The 14738-nt window shown below is 53.7% G+C and carries 15 protein-coding genes; 8 read left to right on the top strand and 7 right to left on the bottom strand.

Features of this window, described 5'->3' with window-relative positions:
* The first annotated feature begins 2 nt into the window (after window positions 1-2).
* The 4 genes from JRJ22_RS24960 (at window position 3) to JRJ22_RS24945 (ending at window position 3618) form a co-directional block, all read left to right on the top strand.
* Entirely contained in the window at window positions 3-962 is a 960-nt protein-coding gene (locus tag JRJ22_RS24960) for a carbohydrate ABC transporter permease (RefSeq protein WP_206102000.1), read from the top strand.
* 333 nt (window positions 963-1295) lie between these two features.
* Complete coding sequence (locus tag JRJ22_RS24955; protein WP_206105297.1) at window positions 1296-2060, top strand: methionine ABC transporter ATP-binding protein; 765 nt, start codon at window positions 1296-1298, stop codon at window positions 2058-2060.
* Entirely contained in the window at window positions 2050-2712 is a 663-nt protein-coding gene (locus tag JRJ22_RS24950; protein WP_206105296.1) for a methionine ABC transporter permease, read from the top strand. The genes JRJ22_RS24955 and JRJ22_RS24950 overlap by 11 nt, the downstream gene beginning before the upstream one ends.
* Before the next feature lie 72 nt (window positions 2713-2784).
* On the top strand, window positions 2785-3618 hold the full coding sequence (locus tag JRJ22_RS24945; protein ID WP_206101999.1) for a MetQ/NlpA family ABC transporter substrate-binding protein: 834 nt from the start codon (window positions 2785-2787) through the stop codon (window positions 3616-3618).
* 88 nt (window positions 3619-3706) lie between these two features.
* Here JRJ22_RS24945 and JRJ22_RS24940 read toward each other — a convergent pair whose 3' ends face one another.
* The 5 genes from JRJ22_RS24940 to JRJ22_RS24920 form a co-directional block, all read right to left on the bottom strand.
* Window positions 3707-4591, bottom strand: coding sequence for a metallophosphoesterase family protein (locus JRJ22_RS24940; RefSeq protein ID WP_206101998.1), 885 nt, complete (start codon window positions 4589-4591; stop codon window positions 3707-3709).
* Window positions 4592-4640: 49 nt separating this feature from the next.
* Complete coding sequence (locus JRJ22_RS24935) at window positions 4641-5459, bottom strand: HAD family hydrolase (protein WP_206101997.1); 819 nt, start codon at window positions 5457-5459, stop codon at window positions 4641-4643.
* Between the two features lie 284 nt (window positions 5460-5743).
* Window positions 5744-7090, bottom strand: coding sequence for an ABC transporter substrate-binding protein (locus JRJ22_RS24930; protein ID WP_206101996.1), 1347 nt, complete (start codon window positions 7088-7090; stop codon window positions 5744-5746).
* 33 nt (window positions 7091-7123) lie between these two features.
* Complete coding sequence (locus JRJ22_RS24925; protein ID WP_232380949.1) at window positions 7124-7966, bottom strand: carbohydrate ABC transporter permease; 843 nt, start codon at window positions 7964-7966, stop codon at window positions 7124-7126.
* Between the two features lie 32 nt (window positions 7967-7998).
* Window positions 7999-8880, bottom strand: coding sequence for a carbohydrate ABC transporter permease (locus JRJ22_RS24920; protein ID WP_232380948.1), 882 nt, complete (start codon window positions 8878-8880; stop codon window positions 7999-8001).
* A gap of 220 nt (window positions 8881-9100) precedes the next feature.
* Between JRJ22_RS24920 and JRJ22_RS24915 the strand changes: the two genes are divergently transcribed.
* On the top strand, window positions 9101-9661 hold the full coding sequence (locus JRJ22_RS24915; RefSeq protein ID WP_206101994.1) for a GbsR/MarR family transcriptional regulator: 561 nt from the start codon (window positions 9101-9103) through the stop codon (window positions 9659-9661).
* 10 nt (window positions 9662-9671) lie between these two features.
* On the opposite strand, the gene JRJ22_RS24910 is transcribed toward JRJ22_RS24915, so the two are convergent.
* Window positions 9672-9956 (bottom strand): hypothetical protein, encoded by a 285-nt coding sequence (locus JRJ22_RS24910; RefSeq protein WP_206101993.1) that lies wholly within the window; start codon window positions 9954-9956, stop codon window positions 9672-9674.
* A 393-nt stretch (window positions 9957-10349) separates the two neighbouring features.
* Between JRJ22_RS24910 and JRJ22_RS24905 the strand changes: the two genes are divergently transcribed.
* From JRJ22_RS24905 to JRJ22_RS24895, 3 genes are read left to right on the top strand one after another with little or no spacing between them, the layout of a single operon-like run.
* Complete coding sequence (locus JRJ22_RS24905; RefSeq protein ID WP_206101992.1) at window positions 10350-10802, top strand: Lrp/AsnC family transcriptional regulator; 453 nt, start codon at window positions 10350-10352, stop codon at window positions 10800-10802.
* Between the two features lie 48 nt (window positions 10803-10850).
* Window positions 10851-11834 (top strand): EamA family transporter, encoded by a 984-nt coding sequence (locus tag JRJ22_RS24900; protein WP_206101991.1) that lies wholly within the window; start codon window positions 10851-10853, stop codon window positions 11832-11834.
* Window positions 11835-11892: 58 nt separating this feature from the next.
* A complete protein-coding gene (locus JRJ22_RS24895; protein WP_206101990.1) occupies window positions 11893-12417 on the top strand; it encodes a helix-turn-helix domain-containing protein in 525 nt (174 codons plus the stop codon).
* Between the two features lie 90 nt (window positions 12418-12507).
* On the opposite strand, the gene JRJ22_RS24890 is transcribed toward JRJ22_RS24895, so the two are convergent.
* Window positions 12508-14700, bottom strand: coding sequence for an alpha-galactosidase (locus JRJ22_RS24890; protein ID WP_206101989.1), 2193 nt, complete (start codon window positions 14698-14700; stop codon window positions 12508-12510).
* Between the last annotated feature and the right edge of the window lie 38 nt (window positions 14701-14738).

Raw genomic sequence — 14738 nt, 5'->3', positions numbered from 1 at the left:
TTATGGATAACCGACAAATCAGCCCTCGGCAGACAGCGGGTTTTACGATGAAAAAAAGCTTGGGCACGGGCAAACTGGAACCGGTTCTGTTTGGCTCCTTCAACACGGTTTTTATGATCTGCCTGGTGCTTGTGACCTTATATCCGTTCCTCAATACGATTGCCGTTTCGTTTAACGCGGGGAATGATACGATCCGCGGCGGCATCTACTTATGGCCGAGAGCCTGGACCCTGCAAAATTACAAGGCGATTTTTGCCTCCGGCACCATTTACGACGCTTTCCTGATTTCCGTGGCCCGGACCGTGCTGTCTACGATCCTTAATATTTTTCTGACCACGATGCTCGCGTATACCTTAAGCCGGAGGGAATATGTATTCCGCCAGCCGATCACTGTCATTTTTGTCCTGACAATGTATTTTAGCGCCGGTTTGATTCCCGGTTACTTCCTGATCAAAGATCTTAACCTGATTAACAGCTTCTGGGTATACATTTTTCCGTCCATGATCAGCGCATTCAATATGATTGTTATCCGCACCTATATCGGCACGATACCGGAGAGTTTGCTGGAATCAGCGAAAATCGACGGCGCCGGCGACTTCAGAATTTTTATGAAGGTTGTGTTCCCGTTATGCAAACCGGTACTCGCAACAATTGCCCTGTTTGTAGCTGTAGGCGCATGGAATTCCTGGTTCGACGCCTTTATCTATACCTCATCCAGACAAAGCCTGAGTACGCTGCAGTATGAGCTGATGAAGCTGCTGTCCTCGACGATGAACTCCAACAGCAATCCGAACGTTGCCGCCGGGGTAGGGATGGACCAGAATTCAGCCCGAGCGCTGGTAACCCCGCTGTCGATCCGGGCAGCGATTACCGTGGTAGCTTCGGTTCCGATCCTGCTCGTGTATCCGTTCATGCAGAAATATTTCGTGGTGGGCCTGAATGTGGGCAGTGTTAAGGAATAGCATAACCTTCATTACGGCTGCGAAAAGGTTGTCTGCTTGAATATGTCTTTATTATTAGATTAAGAATTATAGAAGCCCCGGCAGCCTGTACAATGGCTGCCGGGGCTTCTTTGCAGAAACGCAGGATAATTATTACAGCAGACGCGCATGCTTAGAGATAGGCGAATTCTATCATGCCGCTGATATATCATTTTCAAAAAAATGATGACACAGCGTAGTAAATACCTTATTATTTAAAGAGATTTTTGATGAAACAGATTTTAAATAATTGTAATACACTCCGCGGGGTCAACAGGCTCTAATCAAGTCAGTCCGGAGAGGGGGAGGATTACTATTCTAACGCTGAGTGGAGTAAGCAAGAGCTTCGAACTGAAAAATGGCAGCTATCCGGCGGTCCGCCAGGTTTCGCTTGAGGTTAAAGCCGCTTCAATTCACGGCATCATCGGCCCAAGCGGGGCTGGTAAGTCCACGCTGCTGCGCCTGATTAATCTGCTGGAACGCCCCGATATGGGCACTGTAACAGTAGGCGGCAAGGAGCTGACAGCATTGCCGGAGAGACAACTGCGCCGGGAGCGGCAGAAGATCGGCATGATCTTTCAGCATTTCAATCTTGTCGGCAATGCCACCGTCAGCCGCAATGTTGCGATTCCGCTGGAGCTGGCCGGGGTAAAGCGGGGAGAGCGGCTGAAGCGGACAGCCGAGGTTCTGGAATTCGTCGGGCTGGCCGATAAAGCACAGCAGTATCCCGCCCAGCTCAGCGGCGGGCAGCGGCAGCGGGTAGCAATTGCCCGCGCCCTGGCGAACAGCCCGCAGCTGCTGCTGTGCGATGAGCCGACCTCCGCGCTCGATCCGGGAACTACAGCCGATATTCTTGGCGTGCTGAAGAATATCAATGCTGCGCTTGGTGTAACCATTGTCATCGTAACTCATGAGCTGGATGTGGTCCGCAGCATTTGCACTGAGGTATCCGTGATGAAGGACGGGGGAATTGTAGATTCCTTCTCACGGGGGGAGCATGAATTTCTTCCTCCGGCAGGTCACTCCGGTTCATACCGCCAGCAGATTACCGGCAAGGCAGGTGAAGACCATGTGGGATAGTATGCTGAAATACCAGGAGCAGATGTGGCAGTCCATCGGGGAAACCTTCGTGATGGTCGGCATTTCTGTGGGTGCGGCGGTGCTGCTGGGGCTGCCGCTGGGAACGCTCTTGTATTTTTGCCGCAAGGGCCAGCTGTATGAGAACCGGAGCCTGTCGCTGACGCTGAACAGCATCGTCAATATCATCCGTTCGTTCCCTTTCCTGCTGCTTGTCGTGGCGCTGATTCCTGTGACCCGCTTCCTTGTAGGGACTGCAATCGGTACGGTAGCGGCTACTGTTCCGCTGTCTGTAGTCGCCATAGCTTACTACTCGCGGCTTGTGGAACAGTCCCTGCTTGAGGTGCCCAAAGGCACGATTGAGGCGGCCCTCTCCATGGGGGCATCGAGGTTTGAGCTGATTTTCAAGTTTCTGTATAAAGAAGCCCGTTCAGGGCTGGTGCTTGGACTCACGGCTTCAACGATCAGCTTCATTTCTTTTTCTACAGTTATGGGGGTTGTCGGCGGGGGCGGGGTTGGCGATTTCGCTATCCGTTACGGGTACCAGCGGTTTGAGACGGAAGTGATGGCCTATGCCATCGTTGTAATGATCGTGCTGGTTCAGATGATCCAGTTCACCGGAAGCACAGCAGCCAGACTGCTGGATAAACGCTGACAGAACCTTAAGCTTTGTATGACCGCAATAACAGAGGAATATATACATTACACGGGGGGTTATCTTCAAATTATGAAAAAGTCAATGATAGCTATGCTTATGGTGCTCGTACTGATTGTCGCTGGTTGTGGAAACAACAGCAATAAGGAGAATGCCGAGGCGCCGGCAGCCACATCAACAGAACCTGTAAAGATCAAAGTAGCGACTTTGATCCCTCCGATGACCGAGATTCTGGATATTGTAAAGCCGCTGCTTCTGGAAGACGGAGTCGATATGGGGATTGTAGTACTGTCCGACAATGTGCAGCCGAATGAAGCGCTGGCGAATAAGGAAGTCGATGCGAACTTCTTTCAGCACCTTCCCTATATGGAGCAGTTCAATGCAAGCAAAGGCTCCAAGCTGGTAGGGGTTCAGCCGGTATATGACGCCATCTACGGCGGTTATTCCAAAAAGTACAAGACGATCGAAGAGCTGCCGGAAGGCGCGAAGCTGGTCATGGCCAATGACCCGTCGAACATCGGACGTTCGCTGCAAATGTTCGCAAATGCCGGTCTGATCAAACTGAAGGATGGCGTAGGCATCAAAGCGACACAGGCCGATATCACAGAAAACCCTAAGAACTTCAAGTTCGAGGAAGTCGATCTGCTGATGCTGGCCCGGATGATGGATGACGGCGATCTGGTGGCGATGACTCCTGCTTATGCCAGCCCGCTCGGCCTGACACCGAAGAAGGATGCGCTGATTACAGAAGGCGAAGATTCTGAGTTCACCATCACCCTGGTCGCCCGTGAAGACAATCAGGATTCCGATGCCATCCAGAAGCTGGCGAAGCGCATCAGCGGCCCGGAAGTGAAGAAATTCCTGGAAGAGAACTACGCGGAGATTGCACTGCCTGCTTTTGAATAACAGATCATATATAAAGAGGCTTTCCCATGGGGAGAGCCTCTTTTTTTTGTGAAACCTCCTGAGTTCGACCTGATTGCCGCAGCGGGTGTTAGCCGTGCTTTTTCAGCAGAGAAGGAACCTCATAGCATGCAGCTTCAATCCAGCTTCCGGTAGTGAAGTCCCGTCCCCGCACCAGCACTCTGTCACTATAGACTTCTACATAGTAGCCTTGACTTCCATCTTTGTGTTCATCCGCATTGGTCCAGAGGTAGGCAACGGAAGCGCAGTTGAACATCGTTGCAGTCTCCTCGTTGCCGGGATATATCGTGTTGTCTGCCTCAAGCTCCCAGTGGGTATGGCCGGTAAACAGCAGGGTCTGCGGATACTTGGCCAGTATTGAGCGCAGCTCCATATCCTGTGTAACTCCGTACCATTCCTGCGATTCCAGTGAGCCGGCTACGGTATTCTTCAGCGGCTGATGCAGGAACAGGAAGATGGGTTGAGCTGAGGCTGCCTGACCGTCCGCCGGCTGTTCACCGAGCTTGCGCTCCAGCCATTGGAGCTGTTCACTTGACAGATTGCAGAACGCCGGCAGGCCTTCTTCGGTTCCGAGGAAAATAAAATGATATCCGCCGATCCAATGATCGTGATAAGGTCCAGGCGCACCAGTACGGGAGGTATACATCGCCAGGCGCGATTCCCAGTGGCCGAGGCCAACATCATGATTGCCCAGGGTGAACCGTATTTCCGGCAGGACAGCCTGATGCCGCTTCAGAATACGCTGGACCTCCTCATATTCATCCGGGAAGCCATGGTCTGTAATGTCCCCGATATGCATAATCCCGCTGCTCCCCTGAGCATGAAGAGCCAGATCCTGCAGTGCCCGTTCGAAATTCAGATTATATTCATGCGCGGGATCGGCAGTGACATGAGTGTCCGTAATAATCTGAAAGGTTAACAGCGGCGCTTGTCCGCCCGGGTTGTTGGTATGCATGCGCAAACGTAGCCTCCTTAAGTTAAAGGATAATCAACTGGATAAGCTGTTAGCTGCTGAAGCTTAGTTCTTGATAAGACTGAACAACCGAATCGGCATCAGGCAAAAGATAATAACGTGCCGTCACAGGATCGGCAGCATCATCCCCGGCTGCATTCCCGGGTGTATGCGCCGTTCCGGTTATCCCTATAGCCACTGCTGCACCTGCCGCTTTGGCCATCTTCATATCGCCGTTCGTATCGCCGATTACAGCGGCTGCAGACGGCTGCACCCCGAGCTGCTCACAGGCCAGCAAGGCCATATCGGGAAACGGCTTGCCCCGTTCTGTCTGATCTGTGCCGATCACGGCGGAGAAGTAGCTGCGGATGCCTAGCCAGCTGAGATGCTTCTCCGCCGCCGCGGTTTCGTCAGCAGTTACTACGGCCATAGCCAGACCTTGAGCTGCACAGTCATTAAGGAAATGCAGCAAACCGGGCAGCGGGAGGGCTGGACGGTTCTGCTCCAGCATTTCATCTGCTTCCTGGCGGCAGATGTCCACCAGCTCCATCGATTCTGCCCAGGACAGGCCAAGCAGATAGCCCTGCCAGGAGAGAATAGCGTAAAGGTCGCTCATCGTTCCCATGGCCAGCGGGCCATTGCGGTCGTAGCCAGTGATTTTGCCCTCGGCATTGTGAATGGTACCAAGCAGAGAGGCAAGGTACGGTGCAGGGAATTCGAGACCGCGTACTTCCAGTTGCCGGGTGAATTGCTCCAGGAAACACTCGGCCCAGCTTCCCCAGAGGGGGACGAACTCCAGAAGTGTGCCGTCCTTGTCGAACAGGATCGCGGATATGGCATGATTTCCTTGCGGAGTGATGAGCTCTGGCATGGTGCGGCCCCCTTTAGTCAACTGTTATGTCATGTCATTGAATTATTCGTATGCCAGAATACTGGAACAAATATAAGTCCATTCTCCCAAATCCTCGTTTGGAGTGCCATTGTTCCGCAGGAAAATGGACTTTCTATTGCACAAAGTGCAATCATTCTCGAAAGCATAGACATTCCACAACTGAAAATCACTGAAATCACTCTAGGAGTGAGCCATTTCAGAAATTTCTCTTGAGAGGCCACCGCTTCTTTTGCAGGTCGGTGCCCCTCTAACTATGCCGCTGATTATTTCAGCTTATCCAGTGCCGCCTGGGCAGTCTGCTGCGCTTCCTTGAGTGCTTCGGCTGCCGGAATGTTCTCAATCTGGACCTTGTCCGCAGCGATAGTCAGCGCATCGTTGATTTTGCCGCCGGTTGGATCCTGGAACGGGGCGGAGGCATGAGATGCCTGCATTAATGGGATTTTGATCTGCGGATTGGTCCCGCTGAAAGAGACGAATGCCGGATCCTCCAGTGCAGACTGGCGGACCGCAATATAGCCGGTGTTGATCGACCAGAAGGCAGTATTCTCAGAGTTCGTGAAGTACGCCAGCCATTTCAGGGCTGCCTGCTGCTCGGCTTCTGAAGCCTTGGCGGGAATACCTGCCATGATCGCCTGTGCCACGGGCTTGCCTTCACCAATTCCGGCCCAGCCAGGCTGTTCCATCGCGGAGACGATATTGAAATCGAGATCGCCCTGGTCACCGCTGGAGCCGATGTAGCCGGCCGCCTGGCCTTTCATCACATCGTCAATGGTCTTGTACCAGTACTCCCAGCCTTGTCCGCCGGAATGGATGCGCATGATCTTATCTTCATGAATCCATTTGCGGAAGAGGTCCCACGTCTCGATCCACTCCGGGGAATCAATTGTTACGGTCTTGCCGTCTTCGCTAAGAATGCTGCCGCCCTTGCTCAGCACGGCATCGATCATATTGCCGGAGCCCCACATCGGCTCCCAGCCGTAGAAGCTCGTTTTGCCGCCGTCTTTGACCGCCATTTTCTCAGCTGCCGCAGCTAGGTCTTCCCAGGTCTTGATCTGGCTGGCATCAATCCCGCTTTTCGCAAAAGCATCCTTGCGGTAATACATTATCTGTGTCGTTCCGTACATCGGGAGGAAATACTGCTTGCCGTCGACCTGGCCTTGGTTCAGGAAAGTCTGGACAAAATCCTCTTTATTGAAATCCGGCTGCTCTGCAATCAGCTCATCCATCGGTGCAAAATATCCCTTGCGCGCCCAGTCTATATTGGAAGAGAGCACAGCAGCAGGTACCTGTCCTGTGGCGATGGCCGCCTGAAGCTTCTGCTCGGTTTCCGTATAATCCGCCTGCACGATGCCTTTGACGATCACCTCCTGCTGTGAGGCGTTGAATTTCTGAATGAGCGTCTCCATATTTTCCCCAAGCTTGCCGCCGAGTCCATACCAGAATTCAATCGTTACCGGTCCGCTTGGGGCCACAGCAGCTTCAGCAGCAGGAGCAGACGATGCTCCGCTCGCCTCCGTAACATCATTAGAAGCGGTATTTCCGCCACAAGCAGTGAGTACAGTGAATCCGGCAATCATGGACATCGCTGACAATCTTTTTAATACGTTCATCATCATTCTCCTCTTTGTTTGAAAATGTAAGATTCAGCCTTTACTGGAACCAGCGGTCATATTGACACTTTGCATAATCGTTTTTTGCGCCAGCAGGAAGACAAGCAGCAGCGGGGCGATGGTGAAGCTGCTCGCGGCCATAATCAGCGGCCATTTTAAACCGTAAGCACCTCCTTCCACGAAGAAGCTGCGCAGACCGGCGGACACCAGCTGCAGGCCGGGATCCTTGGTAATCAGCATCGGCCAGAAATAATTGTTGTACTGCTCGATGAAAGTAATCAGCGCAAGTACCGCGAAGGAAGACCTTGTGACCGGCACCAGCACCGTCCAGAGAATCCGCATATGAGATGCCCCGTCCACCTCACCGGCTTCGACCAGCTCATGCGATACCTGCAGGAATGCTTGTCTGACCAGAAAGATCGCAAAGACGCTCACACAGTTGGAGAGAATCAGGCCGCCGTAAGAGTTGAGCAGATGCAGCTCGGACAGCACCAGATAACCGGGCAGGTAGACTGCGGTAGCAGGTACCATGTAACCGAACAGGATCACTCCGGCAAAAACACCCTTCAGGCGGAATTTCATATGTGTAAGCGCATAGGCCATCATGCCTGAGTTGATCACCTGCAGAACGACGATGGCGGTGGCGACGAAGATGCTGTTGCCCATATACCGTGCGAATGGAGCCTCATTCCAGGCTGCGGCAAAATTGCCCCAGAGCGGCACCTCAGGCCAGAGTGTTGGCGGGGAACGCCAGATTTCATCATTGGTTTTGAGTGCGCTGGTAACCATCCAGTAGAACGGAAAGGCCATAAGCAGGGCAATTACGGCGAAAAAAAGTTGGCGGACCGGTTGGCCCAGCCGGGTGAATATACGCAAGCGGGGAGACCTCCTTTTGGATAGACGCAAAATCACTGATAATGAGTAGTCCGTTTACTGACGCCGAGCGAGAATACCGACAGCAGCATACAGATGAAGACCAGAACCACTGCGACGGTTGAAGCCTCACCGATCTGGAAGGACTCGAAGGCCGACTGGTAATACAGATACAGCAGAGTGCGGGTGGAGCCGGACGGGCCTCCCTGTGTCAGGACATTGATCTGATCGTAAGCCTGAAGGGCTTGGATAATCTGCACCACGAACAGGAAAAGGGTGGTCGGCGAGATCAGCGGCAGGGTAATACGGAAGAACTTCTGCAGTGCGCTGGCCCCGTCAAGCTCGCCGGCTTCCAGCAGATCGGAAGGGACATTCCGCAGCGCCACCAGATAAAAGATCATCGCCCAGCCTACCGATTTCCAGATGGTTACGAGCAGTACACCGGTAAGCGCCCACTTGGGATCCTGCAGCCAGCCGATCGGTTCCAAGCCAAGGAAATTCAGCACGGTATTGGCGAGTCCGACATCAGGCTCGTAGATCCAGGACCAGACAATGGAGACGGCAACGGTCGGCGTGACCCAGGGGGAGAACAAGAGCGCCTGGTACAGTGCGGAGCCTCCCAGCTTCCGGTTCATCAGCAGCGCAAGCCCGAGTCCGATCGAGATGACCGGCAGTACGCTGCCTGCACAGAAGAGCACGGTGACCCTCAGCGCTTTGTAGAAAGCCGGGTTGCTGAAGAGATCGGCATAGTTTTGCAGCCCGACAAAGGTTTTGTCCGGACTCATGAAATCCCATTCCGTCAGGCTGAGATACAGCACATACAGCAGCGGGGCAAGCCAGAATAGAATGAATGGGATCATCGCCGGCAGCGTGAACAGCACCGGTTTTAGGCCGTTTATTACCTTGGAGCGTGTCATTTTTGTTCGGATACCCCATTCCATCGTCTAAGTTTTGCGGTATAATGCAGAAGAAGTACACTCTGTTCAAAAAAAATTGTACACTCAAGCAGACGCCTTATGGTCAAGCGGAAGTAAAGCATGTTTAGAAATTATGTAAAATTTGCAGAAATGCTGCTGTGTTGCTTCCGTTTTGTGTAATGTAGAGAAAACAAGTCTAATTGGAGTGAAGGTGCAGCGAATGAAACAGGCCGCATTTGGCGAGGACAACGGGCAGTTATCTCCACGGGAGCAAGTGCTGCGTCCCATGATTGATGCGATTGCGCAGACTATGGATTTATACGGGGCAAATTATTCCTTCGGACAGCTCTACGGGATCATGTTCTTTGAGGATAAGCCGATGACACTTGAGGAAATGAAGCAGGTTATGAATATGAGCAAGAGCAATATGAGCTATGGCGTCCGCTCGCTGATCGCCTCCCGGATGGTAACGAAGCTTGAGGAGAAGCGGGACCGGAAGGAGCTGTATGCGGCGGAGACGGACTTTTTTCAGGCGTTCAGGAACTTCTTCACCTTGAAGCTGCAGCGGGAGATTGACGTGATGCAGGACGCAATGGGAACGGCGGTGCCGGAGCTGGAAGCGTTGATCCAGGCCGAAGATACTCCGGAGGAAGAGCGCCAGTCCTGCCGCAGAGACCTGGACAAGCTGCAGCATGCGATGGATTATTACAGCTGGCTGCAGCGTTTTGTGGACGGGCTGGAGGAAGGGGAAGTGTTTGGCGGGCCTGCAGGCAGGACGTAAGTTCAGTGCATCAGGCCGCAGCGTGCAGCAGTGCTGGATGGCGAGCTAAGGTAACGGGGCAAGCGGTGGAATCAACGGTATAAATCCCGTTGATTCCGCCGCCGGCGGGCCGAACGCGAAAATCAACGGTAAAAATCCCGTTGATTCCGCCGCTCGCGGGCCGAACGGGATATTCAACGGTAAAAATCCCGTTGATTCCGCTGCCGGCGGGCCGAACGTGGAAATCAACGGTAAAAATCCCGTTGATTCCGCAGCTGGCAGGCCGAACGAGGAAATCATCAGGAAAATTTTCCACTATAATCTTGTTGCGTGTGTTTGAGAGAGATTTTGGTGGAGAAATTCCACTTAGATATCACAGTACGGACGATAATTAAGATTCCATAAGTCAGATGATCAACAGGCCATAAATCTATTTGATTGAAAGATGCCTAAGAGCCCCTCAAGGAAACAGCCAAGAGATCGGATGTCCTTCCGCTGTTTGCTGTCATGAAGGGTTTTTTTGCGTAGGGAAAAGGGGGACATTGGCTTACGGATCGTTATTTTTTAGGGCGGATTAGTGCTTGTGTTATGACGAAAAAGCAATATTTCTGGGATGTATCATACGATTCGTTTGGGTTTGATTGCTCGTGTGTACGAATCGTTTATGAAGAAATAAATCATGCTATAATTTTTCCAGGAGGATGGGCCAATGGATGAACTGGATCATAATATTCTCAAGCTGCTGGAACGAAACGGAAGGCTGTCTCATGAGGAGATCGGCAAACTGCTGCATATCTCGCGGCCGTCCGTTCATCAGCGGGTTGCTAAGCTTGAAAAAAGCGGAATTATCAAAGGCTATAGAGGGCTTATCGACTGGAGCCGGCTGGATCAGAAGATCAAGGTGGTCATCTCGGTGAAGGTGGTCAGCCGGCATTTTCAGGAGGTTGCGGACAAAATAGTAGAGATGGAGATTCCGGGGGTAACCCTGATGGAATGTCTGCGGATGGCCGGGGAGTGGTGCATGATGCTGAAAGTGCGGGTAGGCTCACCGGAGCAGATTACGCTGCTGATTGATGAAATTGTCAAAATCCCCGAAGTGAAGGAAACGTCGACCACCTTTGTGTTATCCACTATCTATGAAGACGGCTTGAAGGGAATGTAGCACGCTTTGTAATAATATAGAAAGCTAATATTCAAAGGGAGGGGAATTATGAGTCAGACCGCTAAAGTCCAGGCCAAAGCAACACGCGCCGGCAAAACAAGCAGTTCGCTCTACATAATAGGCTTGGCGCTGGTAGCCGTCTATTTATTCTGGGGAGGCACCTATCTGGGCATGAAGGTAGCGATTGAGAGTATGCCGCCCTTTCTGATGGCTGGAGCCCGCTTCTTCTCAGCGGGACTGGTGCTCTATATCATCTCCAGATTAACAGGCGCCCGGCGTCCCGGATTCCTGGAATGGCGTTCGGCCGTGATTGTAGGTGCCTTGCTGCTGCTTGGCGGCAACGGTATGGTGGCCTGGGCGGAACAGAGGGTGTCTTCGTCGGTAGCTTCCTTAATCATTGCGGCCGTTCCGGTCTGGATGATGCTGCTCGGCTGGTCTGGTAAAAACGGAAAGCGCCCCGGCACAGGAGTGATTACCGGGATTGTTCTTGGCTTCCTCGGCATCGCCGTGCTGGTGCTTCAACCGGGACAGGGCAGTGCTGGCGATAAAGGCTTCGATGTCATCGGCATCACTGCCCTGCTTGCGGCTTCGATCAGCTGGGCAGCCGGTTCAATTTATTCGCGCAGCGCCAAGCTGCCGGGTTCCCCGCTGATGTCGACCGCGGCGCAAATGCTGACCGGCGGCGTCCTGCTGATTATTTTCTCCTATTTCACCGGAGACTGGGGGGAGCTGGAGGTCGCGGGAATTACCGCCCGCTCGTATCTTGCCTTTGGCTACCTGGTCTTATTCGGCTCGATTGTCGCATATACAGCTTATATCTGGCTGCTCAAAAATGCGGAACCGTCTCTTGTCTCCACTTATGCTTTTGTGAATCCGGTTGTTGCCGTCCTGCTTGGCTGGTTGCTGGCCGGTGAGCAGCTTACCGCCGGAACCTGGGCCGCCGCCGTCATTATAATCGCGGCAGTGGCCATTGTCACCGTGTTCCGCAGCCGCGTCCCGGGCGGGAAGCGGAAGGACCCAAGCAATACTTGAAATGCATTTTTTGGATGATCCACTACACTAAAGGCATGTTAAGCAAAGGGTGGAAGCCATGTTTGATATGCTGAAGGTAGGCCGTAATATTGCCAAGTTAAGAGGGCAGACGGGAATTACGCAAATGGGGATGGCGGACAAGCTGGGCATTAGCTACCAGGCGGTTAGCAACTGGGAGCGCGGAGCGAGTATGCCGGATATTGCGAAGCTGCCGCAGCTGGCGGGAATTTTTAATGTTAGCATTGAGGAGATTCTCGAAGAAGGAAAAGGAAGCCGGCTTATTACAAGTATGCTGGAGAACAAAACCGGAGAATACCTGCAGCAGCATGAGGTGTCCGCAGATGAGCTTTCCGGGATCGCGCCGCCTCTGAATATGGAGCAGATTGGGGAGGTTTTCGAACAAGTAAAGGATAAAGCACTCCGGGACCTGTTGCCGCTGGCCTCGTTCCTGAGCGAAGAAGTGCTGGGTGAATGTGCGCAGAAGGCGATGGAAGGTGGAACGCTCAGTGATCTGGTCCCGCTGGCCTCTTTTCTGGACAGCGATATTGCGGATGTAATTGCTCTTCGGATGTTTGCTAAATAACAGCATTAGTTACCGTGCTGACGAATAATACGGATGAACACAAAAACGCAGGCCCGCATATATCGCGGGCCTGCATTTTTGCGTTAACTGTTATTCAACGACAGCGGTGAAATGAAGCAGCTTGCTCTGGAAATCGCCGTGCAGCTCAGGCAGCAGCAGGCCGGCATGCATCAGCCGGTCGCCGCCGTATACAACTCCAGTCTCCTTGAGCACATAATCCTTAGCCGGATCAAGGCCCTGCAGGCGCAGGCGTGTGTGTCCCGGGTTCGGTCCGGCCAGTACCTGGAAGTAGCAGGCAAGCGCCTCGGAGCGGTCCGCGGACACGAACATCCACGCGGTGTCATTGCCTTCAAACGGCGAGAGCAGCCGGTACATCTCGCCCTGCTGAACGAGAGAGCGGATCTCTTTGTAGAAGGCGATCTGGGCTGCCGCCTCTTCCTGTTCTTCAGCCGTGAACCTGGTCAGGTCCAGCTCATAGCCGAAATTGCCGGACATTGCCACATCGCCGCGCATCGACAGCGGTGTGCTGCGGTGCACCTGGTGGTTAGGTACATCGGAGATATGGGCGCCTATGGCGCTGGCCGGATAGACAATACTGGTGCCGTACTGGATCTTGAGCCGTTCGACGGCATCGGTGTTGTCGCTGGTCCAGGTCTGCGGCATGTAGTGCAGGATGCCCGGATCGAACCGGCCGCCGCCGCCGGAGCAGCTTTCGAACAGCACATGCGGGAAGGCGGAGGTGATTTCTTCCATCACCCGGTACAGTCCCAGCATATAGCGGTGGGCGGTTTCCCCCTGACGCTCCGGCGGCAAGGCTGCGGAACCGATCTCGGTCATATGACGGTTCATGTCCCATTTGACATAGGTTATCGGAGCTGAAGACAGCACGCTGCTGACGGCATCGATGATATAGTCGCAGACATCCACGCGGGACAGATCCAGGATCAGCTGATTGCGGCTCTCGCTGCGCCGTTTATCCGGTACATGCAGGCACCAGTCCGGATGGGTGCGGTACAGCTCGCTGTCCGGCGAGACCATTTCCGGCTCGAACCAGAGCCCGAACTGCATACCGAGCCGTTTCACCCGTTCAGCCAAATCGGACAGGCCCAGGGGCAGCTTGCGCTTATCGACGAACCAGTCTCCGAGTGAAGTGGTGTCGTCGTCACGATGCCCGAACCAGCCGTCGTCGAGTACGAACAACTCGATGCCTAGGGCCTGTCCGGCGCGGGCGATGTCTTCGATTTTATCAGCGTCGAAGCCGAAATACGTGGCTTCCCAGTTGTTAATCAGTACCGGACGCGGTTCGTCGCGGAACAGTCCGCGCACAAGCCGCTGACGGTAGAGCCGGTGGTACGTGCGGGACATGCCGCCGATTCCCTGGTCGGAATAGACGAGCACCGCTTCCGGTGTCTGGAAGCTGTCCCCTGGCTCCAGCAGCCACTGGAAGCCGAACGGATTGATACCCATGGTGACACGGGTAGATCCGTACTGGTCCACCTCAGCTTCAGCAAGGAAGTTGCCGCTGTACACCAGATTGAAGCCGTAGGCTTCACCGCTGTTCTCCCCGGCATGCGGGGAGAGCAGGGCGAGGAATGGATTCTGCTGGTGGCTGCTCGCCCCCCGCTTGCTGTCAATGCCCTGCCGGCCGTTGTGCAGCGGAGCACGGACAACATGCCGTTCCCGGGCCCACGAGCCGGAGAGGTGCAGCAGCTCATAATTGGCATGCGGGAAATCCAGCGAAGCGGATAGGGCGCGTTCCAGCTTAAGCGGCTGCTTGCCGGTATTGATCAGGCGTGCTGAGCGGATGATCGCGTCATACCCTGTCATTACGGTATAGGACAATTCTGCCCGCAGCCCCGCACCGGCGTCTTCAAGTATCAGCACCAGCGTTTCAGCTTCTTCGTCGCTTTCCGCATAAACCGCCGGCAGGCCTTCAAGCGGAGCTTTTCCTTTTACAATACTATGGGATACATACGTCAGTTCTGTTACGGATGTGCCGTTTGACAGCCCGGCTACATAGGCCGGTTCCCGGAAATCACCTGAGCCATAACCCGGGTATTCTTGAGGAAGCGTATCCAATGAGAACGCCCATTCTCCGGGAAAAACGCTGCTGCTGAATCCTCTGCCTCGGGGCTCGAAGAGATCGGAGACAGCGGAGCTGCGGATTTTTTTGCCCCAGTACAGATGCGCCGGGTAGGCACCGCGGACAATGTTGAATACATAACTGGTATTTTCGGTTTGCAGATGGAAAATCTGCTGCTCTGGAGCATAGTGAATAGACAAGGAAACAACCTCCTATAGCTGCGTGCGGAATGTGAAGA

This window comes from Paenibacillus tianjinensis (genome assembly GCF_017086365.1).
Lineage (GTDB): Bacteria > Bacillota > Bacilli > Paenibacillales > Paenibacillaceae > Paenibacillus_AQ > Paenibacillus_AQ tianjinensis.
The sequence above is the reverse complement of the archived record's forward strand: the minus strand, read 5'-3'. Positions and strand labels throughout refer to the sequence as shown.